Origin of the sequence: Aeromonas sp. R2-4, from assembly GCF_040908365.1 — a bacterium.
Taxonomy (GTDB): Bacteria; Pseudomonadota; Gammaproteobacteria; order Enterobacterales; family Aeromonadaceae; genus Aeromonas; species Aeromonas veronii.
The window spans coordinates 1-14,106 of record NZ_JBFODO010000008.1 but is presented as its reverse complement, the minus strand read 5'-3'; the positions used below and the strand labels follow the sequence as shown (position 1 = coordinate 14,106).

General features: G+C 59.9%; 7 protein-coding genes, 5 tRNA genes and 1 riboswitch. Of the genes, 10 read left to right on the top strand and 2 right to left on the bottom strand.

The genetic code is table 11. The features are described 5' to 3' along the window. The 6 genes from AB5Z05_RS03925 to AB5Z05_RS03900 form a co-directional block, all read left to right on the top strand. On the top strand, nt 1-1,684 hold a 1,684-nt coding region (locus AB5Z05_RS03925; protein ID WP_368150134.1), incomplete at its 5' end, for a glycoside hydrolase family 19 protein. 789 nt (nt 1,685-2,473) lie between these two features. Then, a tRNA-Ala gene (locus tag AB5Z05_RS03920) sits at nt 2,474-2,549 on the top strand. Nucleotides 2,550-2,577: 28 nt separating this feature from the next. After that, nucleotides 2,578-2,653: transfer RNA gene (locus AB5Z05_RS03915), tRNA-Ala, on the top strand. Between the two features lie 63 nt (nt 2,654-2,716). Next, nucleotides 2,717-2,792: transfer RNA gene (locus AB5Z05_RS03910), tRNA-Ala, on the top strand. Nucleotides 2,793-2,840: 48 nt separating this feature from the next. Then, nucleotides 2,841-2,916: transfer RNA gene (locus AB5Z05_RS03905), tRNA-Ala, on the top strand. Nucleotides 2,917-2,950: 34 nt separating this feature from the next. Next, nucleotides 2,951-3,026 (top strand) — tRNA-Ala (locus AB5Z05_RS03900). 171 nt (nt 3,027-3,197) lie between these two features. Here AB5Z05_RS03900 and AB5Z05_RS03895 read toward each other — a convergent pair. Beyond that, a complete protein-coding gene (locus AB5Z05_RS03895; RefSeq protein WP_368150133.1) occupies nt 3,198-5,387 on the bottom strand; it encodes an ExeM/NucH family extracellular endonuclease in 2,190 nt (729 codons plus the stop codon). 293 nt (nt 5,388-5,680) lie between these two features. Next, nucleotides 5,681-5,763, top strand: a riboswitch (cyclic di-GMP riboswitch). A 149-nt stretch (nt 5,764-5,912) separates the two neighbouring features. On the opposite strand from AB5Z05_RS03895, the gene AB5Z05_RS03890 reads away from it, so the two are divergent. Together AB5Z05_RS03890 and AB5Z05_RS03885 are read left to right on the top strand one after the other, a co-directional pair. Then, complete coding sequence (locus AB5Z05_RS03890) at nt 5,913-8,909, top strand: glycosyl hydrolase family 18 protein (RefSeq protein WP_368150135.1); 2,997 nt, start codon at nt 5,913-5,915, stop codon at nt 8,907-8,909. A 139-nt stretch (nt 8,910-9,048) separates the two neighbouring features. Next, nucleotides 9,049-9,993 carry a chemotaxis protein CheV gene (locus AB5Z05_RS03885; RefSeq protein WP_005335238.1) on the top strand — a complete coding sequence of 315 codons (945 nt, stop codon included), beginning with the start codon at nt 9,049-9,051 and terminating at the stop codon, nt 9,991-9,993. 182 nt (nt 9,994-10,175) lie between these two features. On the opposite strand, the gene AB5Z05_RS03880 is transcribed toward AB5Z05_RS03885, so the two are convergent. Then, nucleotides 10,176-10,787, bottom strand: a complete 612-nt coding sequence (locus AB5Z05_RS03880; protein WP_005335237.1) for an arylesterase — start codon at nt 10,785-10,787, stop codon at nt 10,176-10,178. A gap of 56 nt (nt 10,788-10,843) precedes the next feature. Between AB5Z05_RS03880 and AB5Z05_RS03875 the strand changes: the two genes are divergently transcribed. Together AB5Z05_RS03875 and AB5Z05_RS03870 are read left to right on the top strand one after the other, a co-directional pair. After that, nucleotides 10,844-11,539, top strand: a complete 696-nt coding sequence (locus AB5Z05_RS03875) for an ABC transporter ATP-binding protein (protein WP_111901221.1) — start codon at nt 10,844-10,846, stop codon at nt 11,537-11,539. Nucleotides 11,540-11,575: 36 nt separating this feature from the next. Beyond that, nucleotides 11,576-14,023: an ABC transporter permease gene (locus tag AB5Z05_RS03870; RefSeq protein ID WP_368150132.1), complete on the top strand. Its 2,448-nt coding sequence runs from the start codon at nt 11,576-11,578 to the stop codon at nt 14,021-14,023. Nucleotides 14,024-14,106 lie beyond the last annotated feature (83 nt).

The window sequence follows — 14,106 nt, the reverse complement described above, 5'->3', positions numbered from 1 at the left end:
GCCGGACACCGGCGGAGATGACAAGCCCAATCCGCCGACGCCAACTCCACCGGATGGCAGCACTACCCTCGTCTATATGAGCCAAGCCGAGTTGGATGCCAAAGAGAAGGCGCTGACCGACTTCCCGGCGATGGAAGCGGTCAAGGCCTCCATCGCTACCCGGGACAATCTGGTAGTCGAGGCGGTGCAGCCGGGTCGTGCCGACAACCCGGGCAACGTCAAGCGGGTCGAAAGCCTGCTGAGCGAGAGCCAGTTCAACTACCTCTTCCCGCTACGCGCCCCCGAGTACACCTATCGTGGCCTGTTGCAGGCGGCGGCCAAGTTCCCGGCCCTGTGCAGCGATTACAGCGACGGCCGCGATGCTGACGCCATCTGCCGCAAGACTCTGGCGACCATGTTCGCTCACTTCGCTCAAGAGACCGGCGGCCATGAAAACTGGCGCCCGGAAGCCGAGTGGCGTCAGGCGCTGGTCTACGTGCGCGAGATGGGATGGAATGAGACCATGCGCGGCGGTTACAACGCCGAGTGCCGCCCCGATGTGTGGCAGGGTCAGCAGTGGCCGTGCGGTACGTTCGACAATGGCGAGTTCAAGAGCTACTTTGGCCGCGGCGCCAAGCAGCTCTCCTACAACTACAATTACGGCCCCTTCTCCGAGGCGATGTTCGGCACGGTGCGCACCCTGCTCGACCGCCCCGATCTGGTGGCCGACACCTGGCTGAACCTGGCCAGTGCGGTGTTCTTCTATACCTATCCGCAGCCGCCCAAGCCTTCCATGCTCCATGTCATCGATGGCACCTGGCAGCCGAATGACCATGACAAGCAGAACGGTCTGGTGCCGGGCTTCGGGGTCACCACCCAGATCATCAATGGTGGGGTGGAGTGCGGTGGCCCGGTCGAGCACGCCCAGTCCCAGAACCGCATCAACTACTACCGCGAGTTTGCCAACTACCTCGGGGTGGCGGTGCCATCCGACGAGGTACTGGGTTGCAAGAACATGAAGGTGTTTGACGACAAGGGCGCCGGTGCCCTGCCCATCTACTGGGAGCAGGACTGGAGCTATGTGGCCGAGAACCCCAACGGCGGCAAGAGTTACGCGTGCAAGCTGGTGGGTTACCAGACCCGTTTCAGCGCCTTCAAGGCAGGGGATTACAGCCGCTGCGTTCAGCACTTCTATCCCGAAGTGGTGATCGAGGATAACGGCGGTGGCACCAACCTGCCGCCGGTGGCCAATATCACCGGCCCGGCGCAGGCCGAAGGTGGCAGCAAGGTGACCCTCTCCGGCCAGCACTCCAGCGATCCGGAAGGCAAGCCGCTCACTTATGCCTGGACTCTTCCGGCAGGTGCTTCTGCCCCGGCACTGGATCAGGTCACTCTGGAGTTGACTCTGCCCAAGCCAGCCAGCGATACCAAGCTGGACATCAAACTGACGGTGACCGATGAAGGGAGCTTGAGCCGTAGCGCCACCCATAGCCTGCTGGTGAAAGGGGAGGAGGGGGGCGTAACGCCGCCTGACTATCCCGTCTATAAAGAGGGGACTCCCTACAAGGCGGGCGAGCGGGTCAGCAACGGCGGTGCCAGCTACGAGTGCAAACCGCACCCCTACACCGGCTGGTGCGCAGGTGCCGCCTGGGCCTATGAGCCGGGCAAGGGTACGGCTTGGGCCGATGCCTGGATTAAGCTCTGAGCCGTTTCAGGGTTACAAGGCTTACCGATTAGCCAGCGCACTATCTGGTGTAATCACAGTCTGGAGCAATAAAAGATGGGGCCTGCGGGCCCCATTCTTGTTTGGTGGAGTTCAGGTTTGGCCGTGGAACATCTGGCCCGGACAGGACAGCGCCTCGAAAGGGCTGTGTGATGATGTGTGTTGTAGTTTTATTACGTTTTCCGTGAAAGGCTTTCAGCAATTACTTGCCGTAGCGGAAGTAGTATTCACGGGTGGAGGGGGCATAGGCATCTTTCTCTACAACGCCGTTCTTGGTAGTTGCACCGCGCAGGTGGAACAGGACTGCCAGATTCTCAAACATGGTTTACCTCATCGCTCTGTCATTTATGGTTATGGTGTGTGACCTGGGTCACGGTTTGATCCTATGGTCATTTGTGAGCCAGATCAACTTTCTGTGTTGTAAATTTACAAAAATCATGGAAAGGGTTTTCAAATGCAATGCCCTTTATGGAAAGGCTTTCCCGAGGTGACGGGGGAGAAGCTGACGATCAGCCTGCAAAAGATGCTTGAGAGCGGGGGGCGTTGCACGGGGAAAGAGGCTTGCTGCACGGCCTCTCCTTTATAGGTGCTTGAGCCGATTTGTGACATAAAACAGAGAGATAGCACGCGTCTTGCTGGTAAAAACAGCGAACTGCTGCAATTTTGACTAAACGAATCAGTCGTGGTTATTTTAGGGTTGACAGCAAAGCGGGTGATGCCTATCATGCGCCTCCGTTGCCGGAGATAACTTCGTCAGCGCCGAGGTGAGTTGGGGTTATAGCTCAGCTGGGAGAGCGCTTGCATGGCATGCAAGAGGTCCGCGGTTCGATCCCGCGTAGCTCCACCAAATTCTCCTCGAACAATCTGGAATCAAAGGGGTTATAGCTCAGCTGGGAGAGCGCTTGCATGGCATGCAAGAGGTCCGCGGTTCGATCCCGCGTAGCTCCACCAGATTCTTGATTGACATGAAGTACCCAGGGCAGTGTGGTGTGTATCACCCAAGCCGACCTTTGTGGGGTTATAGCTCAGCTGGGAGAGCGCTTGCATGGCATGCAAGAGGTCCGCGGTTCGATCCCGCGTAGCTCCACCATTATTTAGGATGAATGGCCGCCAGAACCATTCATTCAGTACCGAATTTGGGGTTATAGCTCAGCTGGGAGAGCGCTTGCATGGCATGCAAGAGGTCCGCGGTTCGATCCCGCGTAGCTCCACCAAATTCAGAGTGACTGCAGGTCATTCACAAAAATCGGGGTTATAGCTCAGCTGGGAGAGCGCTTGCATGGCATGCAAGAGGTCCGCGGTTCGATCCCGCGTAGCTCCACCAAATTCTTGTTACAAGAAGCAAAAAGGCCACCGCATCGCGGTGGCCTTTTTGTTTTCTCCATCATTTATTTTCTCCATACGTCCGCCCCTTTCATTTGTAAATCCAATGACCTGAATGAAAAAGCCCGTGAGAGTCGCGGGCTTTGCTTGCACTCTTCAAATGCGCCTGTGGTTAACGGCGACGTCGCCAAGCCAGCGGCAACAGTGCCAGCAGGCCGAGTCCCAGTGCACCACCGCCTGAGGAGGTGTCAGGTTTGGTGGCATCGCTCTCCAGTCTCAGGTCGACGATGATGGGATCATGGTCGGAGGCACTGAAGGGGTTGTCAGACTTGAGCAGGGAGCCGGTGTACTGGCTGCCGTACTCGAACAGGGAGCTTTCGAAGGAGTTGATGTGCCAGTCGGCGACACCTGCCACCTTGCTGGCCAGCGCCGGGTTGGCGAGGGCGTAGTCCAGGGTGCCCAGCTCCCCGTCGTAGCTGTAGGAGATGGCTTTCTCCTTGTTGAATTTGACGTTGAGATCGATCAGGCCGTAGCTGCGAGTCACTTCGCGACCGAGCTGTTCATAGGACTGATCACCGATAAAGGTGTGAGAGGCCGATACGATCTTCCGCTCGCTGGTGGCCGGGTTGTAGTCGGTCAGCACCCGGATCGGATCTTCCTTGGCGTAGGAGTTGAAGTCGCCCACCAGCAGCACCTGGCCCGGCAGTTTGCTGACCGCTTCACCCAGCACCTTGGCGGCAGAGACCCGGAACTCGGTGCACTTGCCCTGCAGATCGGCCGGTTCTGTCTTGCCATCGCCATTTTCGTAGCAGCCTGACCCCTTGGATTTGAGGTGGTTGACCACCAGCGTCAGCGGTTCCTTGCTCTTGGCGAGGGTGAAGGTCTGAACCAGAGAATCGCGCTGACCGGCTGTCTTGGCCACGCCACCCGTGGTGTAGCGCTGCTCAGGCAGCTTGATGACGCTGGCATCTCCGCTGGGGGTGAGCAGGGCAGGACGGTAGATCATCGCCACCATGATGGCGTCGCCGCCGAAGAACTTGCCATCGGTAAGGGCAGTGACCGGCAGACGCACATAGGCGTAGTGTTTGCTCGCATCCTTCTGCTGTTCGTTGAGGCGGGTCACCAGATTGTGGAGTGCCGAGTTATCCTCGAAGCCGTTGTTCTCCATCTCCATCAGGCCGAGCAGATCGGCATCCATTGCGGTGATGGCATTGACGATCTTGGTGCGCTGCTTCTCGAACTCGGGCTGGCTCTTGGCACCCCGGTTGCAACCTTTGGCGTTGTCGGCATCCGCCTGATCTTTGCACAGGATATTGAGTGCGCCGCCGATGCTGGAGTGACTGGTGAAGTAGTTGAGCACGTTGAAGCTGCCGATCCGCAGATCGCTGCCAGCGAGGCGAGCCGGCGCGTCTTGACGATCCTCTTCAGGGCTGCGCAGCAGGGCGCCGGCAGTCAGGGTGACATCGCTCGGTACCACCAGACGGAACGCATCCTTGTTGTATACGATCACCCCCTCCAATCCATTTAGCTGATCACCAATGCGCAGATATCCCTGATCGGCATCCCAGCTCGGGAACCAGGGCAGTACGCCATCCGGTGCTTTGTAATCAGACTCAACTACCAGACGGTTGCTGCTATTTTGGGTGGCCAGTGCGACAGCGTCCGCACTGTTGGCAACATGAAGTTGGGTCGGTTTGATCAGCGGGGTTTTGTGGGCCAACTCTACGTTGTTGCGATAGACCTTGTAGTCGAAGCCATAGTTGCGGGTCAGGTGCAGGTCACTGCTGCTGTCGAGACGTACCCGCATCCCTTCGTGGCGATTGAGCGCTTGCGCCAGCGTCTCCCCTTCATTGACCAGCAGTACGCTGGTCGGCACATTCAGCCCTTGTGCGGTGACTTGCAAGTGGGCTTTTTTGGTGGCCTTGTCGACTAACGGGGTCAGCTGGGTGCCGCCGTAAAATTCTTGCACCTGTGCTTCCAGACAGACTTCGCTCCCCGGTTTGACGTCTTTATATTTGGTCGTGAAGTCCTTGTCGTTCAGATAGACAAAGATGCCATCAGAGGTGGCCGGATTGCCATCGCCCACCGGGTCGGTCAGATAGAAACCCTTGGTCAGACTTTGGCCAAGCGTCGTCACGATACCGCGAACGTTGAAGGTGCCCGGGCTGATTTTGCCGGTCACCTTGCCGTTATTGTCGGTCACGGTCTGGGTGGCCAGCGCGCTGGCGGAGCCTGTGCCCTGAATGGTCGGGATGGGGGTGAGTTGAGCCGGATCGGACGGGCAGACAAATGCCGCATGGGCGCCTGAGGATGCAAGTGCCAGCCCCACGGCCAGCGACAGCAGGGTACGAGTACCTTTCATAGGTGTTCCTTTTTTATTTTTGCCAGTGATTCCATAGCCTTGGCTCGTTGACCAAGGGCGCGCATTGTCACATTTCTGGCATGTCATACCAGTGAGCCAACGCACATTAAATGAATCTGAGAAGGTGCGGGAAAGCGTTTTTATGATCCCAGTAACGATATGATTTTTTTGATAATTCAATCAATTTTAACCCTGAGATCATGACGCTTTCGTGGCAGGGGATAATTCTCTTTGAGAATAAAGATTGAGGGGATCTTGTCGCCTTCCTATACTGGGTTCGTTCCTCACGGAACCCAGGTAAAGGGCAAACCGGCAGTGATGTCGGGGCGCAATGCTTCCGGTCTCGATCGTGGATCCAGATAGCGGGGTTTCCCTGGGTGAGGGGTGGTTTTTGTGGCAGGTCCATTGCCAGTTGTCTGCGCCCATCATGCAGGTTGCGATTGTTCTTTGCCTTGGTGACCAATGCCAAGACAAAACAAGGAAGATAACAATATGCAACAGCTCTTCAGACCCAGCAGGCTTGCCATGCTGGTCGCCCTTGCGGCTGCGCCCGCCTGGGCTCAGGCCGCTTATCCCGCCTATAAATCCGGTACTGCCTACAAGGCTGGCGATATTGTCAGCAACGTCGGCGCCCTCTACGAGTGCAAAGAATTCCCCTATTCAGGCTGGTGCGGGGCATCCCCCTATCACTATGAGCCGGGGGTAGGTGTGGTCTGGGCTGATGCCTGGAAGCCCTATGGTGGCGAGGTGCCTCCTCCTGCACTCGGTGTGGCAGTCAGCTCGCCGGCTGCCGGTGCCAGCTTCAACGAAGGTACCAGCGTGGCGCTGGCGGTGAGCCTGATCGGCCCGGTAACGGCCTTGGTCAAGGTGGAATATCTTGTCGACGGCAAGCTGGTCGCCACGGCGAGCTCCTCCCCCTGGAGTGCCAGCTGGAGCGCTGCCGGAGTGGGGGCCCATACCCTCAAAGCTCGCGCGCTGGATAAAGATGGCAAGGTGCTGAGCGAAGCGGATTCGAGCTTCAACGTCGCCGCCGTGGTCGCGCCAGAGGCGCCCAAGGCGAGCATCAGCAGCCCGGCCAGCGGCGCCAAGGTGACGCTGGGTCGCAGTGTGGCTGTGAGCGGCAACGTCACCGATGCCAACAACGATGTGGCCAAAGTCGAGCTCTATGTCGACGGCAAGAAGGTGGGCGAAGATACCACTGCCCCTTGGCAGGTGAACTGGACACCGGATGCCAAAGGCAGTGCCGCCCTCAAGCTGGTGGCCACTGACAAGAGCAATCTGAGCGGCGAGTCGGCGGCGGTGACCGTCAATGTCGAGGAGGCCGCGCTGCCGCCCACCGGTGGCAACCTCTCTTGTGACATTCGCCAGATCTATCGTCCGGATGGTTACGAGTGCATGGGGGATGACCATGCCCGTCGGGTTATCGGCTACTTCACCTCCTGGCGCACCGGCAAGAACGGCCTGCCCGCCTATCTGGTGAGCGATATTCCATGGAACAAGATCACCCACATCAACTATGCCTTCGCGGCGGTGGATGAGCAGAGCCACACCATCAAGGTGGACGATGCAGCCACCAAGATGACTTGGGATGGCGTGCCGGGTGCCGAGATGGATCCTGAATTTGCCTACAAGGGCCACTTCAACCTGTTGTCGAAGTACAAAAAGCAGTATCCGGACGTGAAGACCCTCATCTCGGTCGGCGGCTGGGCCGATACCCGCGGCTTCTACACCGCCACTACCAAGGGTGACTGCTCGGTCAATACTACCGGTATCAACACCCTGGCTGACTCGGCGGTGAGCTTTATCCGCCAGTACGGTTTTGACGGGGTCGATATCGACTACGAATACCCCACCTCGATGAAGGATGCGGGCAACCCCAACGATTTCCCGCTCTCCAACCAGTGCCGGGCCAAGCTGTTTGCCAATTACGAGGTGCTGATGAAGACCTTGCGGGCGCGGCTCGACAACGCCGGTAACGAAGATGGCCGCAAGTATATGCTGACCATCGCCTCACCGGCCTCGGCCTATCTGCTGCGCGGGATGGAGAACTTCCAGGTCACCCAGTACCTCGATTACGTCAACCTGATGACCTATGACTTCCACGGTGCCTGGAACCACTTTGTCGGTCACAACGCTGCCCTGTTCGACAACAATGCCGACCCCGAGCTCTCCCATTGGGGCGTCTATACCCAGACCCAGTTTGGCGGTATCGGTTACCTCAACGCGGCCTGGTCTGCCCACTACTTCCGCGGTGCGCTGGCGGCTGGCAAGATCAACGTTGGCGTGCCCTATTACACCCGCGGTTGGCAGGGGGTGAGCGGTGGCAGTCACGGGCTGGGTGGCAAGGCAGCCCTGCCGAGCCAGAACGAGTGCCAGCCGGGCACAGGTGGCAGCACCATTCCGTGTGGCAACGGGGCGGTCGGCATCGACAACATCTGGCATGATCTCGACAAGAACGGCAAAGAGATCGGCGGTGGCGCCGTGCCCATGTGGCATGCCAAGAACCTGGAGCATGCAGCCAGCCTCGGCATCACCACATTGCCAAGTTATGGCACTGCCTGGGGTCTGGATCCCAACAATCCGGCTCACGTGATGCAGGGCAAGTATGTGCGTTACTACGATGAGAAGGCCCACGCGCCCTGGCTGTGGAACGAAGAGAAGAAGGTGTTCCTCTCAACCGAAGATGAAGAGTCCATGGGCCACAAGCTCGACTACATCATCAAGCGCGGTCTGGGTGGCGTGATGTTCTGGGAGATGGCGGGTGACTACGCCTTCGATCCGGCCAAGAACGAGTACGGCATGGGCAGCACCCTGACCACCCTGGCTTACGAGAAGTTTGCCAAGGCAACTCCGTACAACACCAAGCAAAACGATCTGGCCGCGCCGAGCGCCCAGCTCGACATCCAGGTCAGCCTCTCCGGCTTCAAGGAAGGGGACTCCAACTACCCGATCAACCCGAAACTCAAGCTGGTCAACAAGTCGACCCAGACCATTCCGGGCGGCGCGCGCATCGAGTTTCTGGTGCCCACCTCCACCTCTGACACCATCACGGATCAGAGTGGCATGGGCCTGAAAGTGGTGGAGAGCGGTGGCAACGACAACTCGGAAGGCATTGCCAACGAGAAGGACTTCCACAAGGTCGCCATGAACCTGCCGGGCTGGCAGACTCTGGCGCCGGGGGCCGAGATTGAAGTCGCCATGACCTACTACCTGCCCGCCGCTGGCGTGCCGAGCGGTATGCGCATCATCAGCGGCAGCCAGACCATTGGTCTCAAGGCCGAGTTCCCGACCTTGCCGGAGGCCGTGCTGGGCTCGGGTGGCGGCGAGAATCCGGGCACCAGCTGCAGCAGCCAGAACGTCAATCCGGCGGCCTACAAGGCCTATCCGAGCTGGCCGCAGGGGGATCATGCCAATGGCGGCGATCGCATCACCCATAACAAGGTAGTGTGGCAGGCGAACTGGTGGACCAGCAGCGAGCCCAAGGCAACCGATGGCAGCTGGAAGTCTGTCTGTAGCTATTGATTTTAAAATCAATGAGATAAGTGAGGCTTCGGCCTCACTTTTTTTGTCTGGTTGGTCGCTCTGGTTGAAAATGCGCCTGCCTTTCCTGGCGGGCAGCCTCTATAATAGAGTCGATTAATAATCAGATGGATATCAGCGTATGGCGAGTATATTGGATTCCGTTGATCAACGAACTCAACTGGTGGGGGAAAACCGCCTCGAGTTGTTGATGTTTCGTCTCGGCACCCGTCAGATGTTCGCCATCAACGTCTTCAAGGTACGGGAAGTGGTCAAATTGCCCCATCTGAGCAAGATGCCGGGCTCCCATCACAATATCAGCGGGGTGGCCAATATCCGCGGTACCTCGATCCCGGTGATCAACCTGCGCAGCGCCATCGGCATGCGTCCCATGCCCATCGACAGTGAATCCAACCTCATCATCACCGAGTACAACCGCACCATTCAGGGCTTTCTGGTGGGGCAGGTGGCCAACATCGTCAACATGACCTGGAAGGATATACTGCCGCCGCCACGCTCCGCCGGGCGCGCCAACTACCTCACCGCCATCACCCGCATTCCCGAAGATGGAGTGGATCAGATCGTTGAGATCATCGATGTGGAGAAGGTGCTGGCGGAGATCATCACTTATGACATCCGCATCTCCGAAGAGGTGCTGGATCGGGAGATCCTGCCCGAGATGCATGGCCGCAAAGTGCTGATCGTCGATGACTCCAGCACCGCCCGCAATCTGGTGCGCGAGACCCTGGGCCAGCTTGGGCTTGAGGTGATCGAGTGTCAGGATGGTTTGCAGGCGCTGACCCTGCTCAAGGGGTGGTGCGATGCTGGCAAGAAGGTGACCGACGAGATCCTGCTGATGATCACCGATGCCGAAATGCCGGAGATGGACGGCTACCGCCTGACCCACGAGGTGCGCAGTGATCCGCGTATGTCCGATCTCTTTATCACCCTCAACACCTCCCTGAGCGGCAATTTCAACGAAGCCATGGTCAAGAAGGTGGGGTGTGACCGCTTTATCTCCAAATTCCAGCCCGACTTGCTGGTCGGTGTGGCGCAGGAGCGGCTGCGTCAGGTGCTGGAAAGCTGAGAAGCTGCCTGCCGGTTATGCTAAATCAATAACAAAACATCCCGCTGAAGCGGGATGTTTTGTTATTGGGTATTGGCGATGGATTGGGTGAATCAAGGTGCCAAGCAGAGATCGTCGACTGCCCAAAACATCCGATTTTGGCGGGATATTTTGTTATGGGATATTGGTGATAGACGGCGGGCTTATTGGCTGAGCAGCGGCTCCATAAAGCGGGCGACTTTATCGCGGATTTGTGGCTGGGCCGCCGGGGTGGGATGAATACCATCGTTCATCATAAGTTCAGGGCGCAGCGCAATATCATCCATAAAGAAGGGCAGCAGCGGCAGATCGTTAGCCTGGGCCAACTCGGGAAAGATCTGTTCGAACTGGCGCAGATAGCGGGCACCGTAGTTGCGGGGCAGCTGGATTTGGGTCAACACCACACGGGTCTGCTGCTCCTTGGCGAGCGCGATCATGCTGGCCAGATTTTGGCGGGTAATGGTCGGTGCGAAGCCGCGCAGGCCATCGTTGCCTCCCAGTTCGATCAGCAGCCAGTCCGGCTTGTGTTCCTTCAGCAGAGCGGGCAGACGGGCCAGCGCCCCCTGGGTCGTTTCACCGCTGATGCTGGCATTGAGCAGGGTGTGTTTGCCCCCCTCCTCCTGCCATTTCTGGTTGAGCAGGGCGGGCCAGCTCTGCTCAACCTGCATCTGATAGCCGGCGCTCAGGCTATCTCCCAGTACCAGCAGGGTCTGGGCCTGAGCCGACGAGAGCAGGCTGCCGAGGCCAACGAACAAGGCAAACAGAATACGCACCATCAATTCAACTCCCGCTATGGATTGTCATCAAGGGATTGGAGCAAAGGATACAGAGCATGAGTTCAACCCCCATTATTGTCGTCAAGGGCCTCGGCAAATCGGTTCGCCTCGGCCAGGAAAGCCTCACCATCCTTGAAGGGATCGATCTGCAAGTCAATAGCGGCGAGACGGTGGCGCTGGTCGGTGCCTCCGGCTCCGGCAAGTCCACCCTGCTGGGGCTGCTGGCCGGGCTCGATCTGCCGAGTCAGGGAGACATCGAAATCCTCGGCAAATCCCTTGGCGAGCTGGATGAAGAGGGGCGGGCCCGGTTGCGCGCCGAGCAGATCGGTTTTGTGTTCCAGTCGTTCCTGCTGCTCCCGACCATGACGGCGCTGGAGAATGTGATGCTGCCCGCCGAGCTGCGCGGTGAGCGGGATTGCGAACCAAGAGCCCGCGAGCTGCTGGCTGCGGTCGGACTTGGCGAGCGGTTGCACCATCTGCCGCCACGGCTCTCCGGCGGTGAGCAGCAGCGGGTGGCCATCGCTCGTGCCTTTATGACCCGCCCCAGTCTGCTGCTGGCGGACGAGCCGACCGGCAACCTCGACAGCAAGACCGGCGAGAAGGTGATCGAGCTGCTGTTTGAACTCAATCGCAAGCACGGCACCACGCTAGTGGTGGTAACCCATGACCATCAGCTGGCCGAACGTTGCCAGCGGCACCTGGTCATGACGGCGGGTCGGCTGGATCGCGAGGTGGCCCATGATGTGGTGTAACGGAGTGAGCAGCGGGTCAGGCGGGAGATACAAGGGATGATGCAGTGGCGATTGGGATGGCGACTGCTGCGCCGGGAAGGTTTCAGCGGCGAGCTGCGCTGGTTTGTGCTGGCGCTGGCCCTGAGCGTGGCGTGCGTCTTGAGTGTGGCGCTGGTGGCGGATCGGCTCGATGCCGGACTCAAGGCGTCGGGCCGCGACTTTATCGGAGCGGATCGGGTGCTGCGTACTGCCGCTGCTCTGCCGGATGGCTGGCTGGCCCGAGCGAAACAGGATGGCTTGGCGGTGCAGACCACCGTCAGCTTCAACAGCATGCTGTTTCACGGCGACGCGCTGCAGCTTGCCTCCATTCGGGCGGTGCCCGATGGTTTTCCCTTCTATGGCAAACTCACTCTGGAACCTGCCCGTGCCCCGGCTCCCGGCGAGATCTGGCTCTCCGCCCGGGTGATGCAGCTGCTCAAGGCCAAAACGGGGGATGAGCTGGAGGTAGGCAATACGGTGCTCAAGGTGGCAGGCCTGCTTGGCGAGGAGCCGGATCAGGGCTTCAGCCCCTTCCTGCTGGCGCCGCGGGCGCTGATCCACAGTGCCGATATCGAGGCGACCGGTGCCCTGCTACCCGGTAGCCGCCAGCAGTGGCGCTATCTGTTCAAGGGGCCGCGGGAATCGCTGGCCCGTTACGAGCAATGGTTGTTGCCGCAATTGCATGCCGGACAGAAGTGGATCAAACCGGATGACAGCGAATCCCAAGTGGGCCGATCGCTGGCCAATGCCGAGCGTTTCTTCCGGCTTGCCTCGCTAAGCGGGGTGTTGCTGGGGGCGTTGGCGATGGGGATTGCGGTGCGCCACTTTGCCGAGCGCCAGACCAATATGGTGGCGCTGCTCAAGACGCTGGGGGCATCACGTCGCTCGCTCTGGCAACTGATGGGAACCCTGCTGCTGTCGCTGACGCTGATCGGTGCGCTGCTGGGTCTGGTAGCGGGCACCGTCATGCAGTGGATCACCTTGCAACTGCTGGGGGACCTGCTGCCGCCGGATCTGCCGCCCCCCTCCTGGCGCCCCTTTGCGCTGGGGGTGGCGGTTGCCCTCTTTATCACCCTGCTGCTCGCTTTTGTGCCCTTCTTGCGTCTGCTGAAGGTGCCGCCGCTGCGGGTATTGCGCCGGGAGCTGGAGGCGGGTATTCCCCCCTGGCTGGCCCTGCCGGTCGGCCTGTTCGGGCTGTTTGCGCTGGTCTGGGGCTTTACCGCCGATGTGCGGCTGGCGCTGGGTCTGGTGGGGGGCATGGGTTTGCTGATGGGGCTGTTGGCCCTGCTGGCAGCCCTGATGTTGCGGCTGGGGACGAAAGTGAGCGGGCCTCATGCCTTGCGGCTGGCGCTGGCCCACCTGTCGCGCGAGCGCAGCAGCGGTCTGTTCCAGCTGGCGGGCTTTGCGCTGGCATTGATGCTGTTTGGCTTGCTCTGGGCGGCCAGGGTCGATCTGCTGGATGAGTTTTCGGCCCGTCTTCCCGTCGATGCACCCAACCGTTTTCTGGTCAATGTGGCCGAGAACGAGCGGGAGGAGATCCTGAGCGAGCTGGCGGCAGCCGGGGCCACCACCTCCGACTTCTACCCCATGGTGCGCGGCAGGCTGACCCATATCGCCGGTGAGGCGGTGGGCGAGGGGGCCAGCAGTGGCCGCGAGGGGGTCGGTCGGGAGCTCAACTTCACTACCACGGCAACCCTGCCAATCGACAACAAGCTGGTGGCCGGGAAATGGCTTGCCGGACCCGGCGAGGTGTCGGTGGATAGCGAGCTGGCCAAGCGGCTCGATATCAAGCTGGGGGACATGCTCGCCTTTACCATCGAGGGGCGCAGCTTTGGCGCCAGGGCCACCAGTTTGCGCAGCATCAAGTGGGACAACATGCGCCCCAACTTCTACATGATCTTCTCCGAGGATCTGCTGGCACCCTTCTCCCGAACCTGGCTTGGCAGCTACCGGCTGCCCGAGGCGGGGCGCACTGCCGAGGTGGAGTTGATCCGCCGCCACCCCACGGTGAGTCTTATCGATGTGGATGACCTGATTGCGCGGCTCACTCAGGTATCGGAGCAGGTGAGCCGGGCGCTGGCGCTGATGCTGGGGCTGGTGACAGTGGCGGCGCTCTTGGTGCTGCTGACCCAGACTCAGGCCAGCATGGCTCAGCGTCGGCGCGAGCTGTTGCTGATGCGTACCTTGGGCGCCAGCAGCGAACTACTGAAAAAGATGCTGCGTTGGGAGCTGGTGGCCAGTGGTGCGCTGGCGGGACTCTGTGCCGCCATGGTGGTGGAGCTCTGCTCTTTTGGCCTGCAGTGGTGGTGGTTCGAGGGGCTGTGGCAGTTCCACTGGGCCATCTGGCTCGGCCTGCCGACGCTGGGGGCACTGCTGGTGACGCTGGCGGGGCAGGGGATGCAACGTCAGCTGCTGGCTGGCACCCTGAGCGATCGGTTGCGGGGTCTGGGGCAGGGATTGTTGTAATCCCGCCAGCGCGAGCCGATGCACACAAGGTGCAATAGCGCAGCCACAATAAGCAAGCAGCCCGGCCATTGGCCGGGCTGCTT

Coding starts and splice junctions, on each gene's coding strand:
- AB5Z05_RS03895 (WP_368150133.1), bottom strand. CDS start 5,387: ATGAAAGGTACTCGTACCCTGCTGTCGCTGGCCGTGGGGCTGGCACTT.
- AB5Z05_RS03890 (WP_368150135.1), top strand. CDS start 5,913: ATGCTGGTCGCCCTTGCGGCTGCGCCCGCCTGGGCTCAGGCCGCTTAT.
- AB5Z05_RS03885 (WP_005335238.1), top strand. CDS start 9,049: ATGGCGAGTATATTGGATTCCGTTGATCAACGAACTCAACTGGTGGGG.
- AB5Z05_RS03880 (WP_005335237.1), bottom strand. CDS start 10,787: ATGGTGCGTATTCTGTTTGCCTTGTTCGTTGGCCTCGGCAGCCTGCTC.
- AB5Z05_RS03875 (WP_111901221.1), top strand. CDS start 10,844: ATGAGTTCAACCCCCATTATTGTCGTCAAGGGCCTCGGCAAATCGGTT.
- AB5Z05_RS03870 (WP_368150132.1), top strand. CDS start 11,576: ATGATGCAGTGGCGATTGGGATGGCGACTGCTGCGCCGGGAAGGTTTC.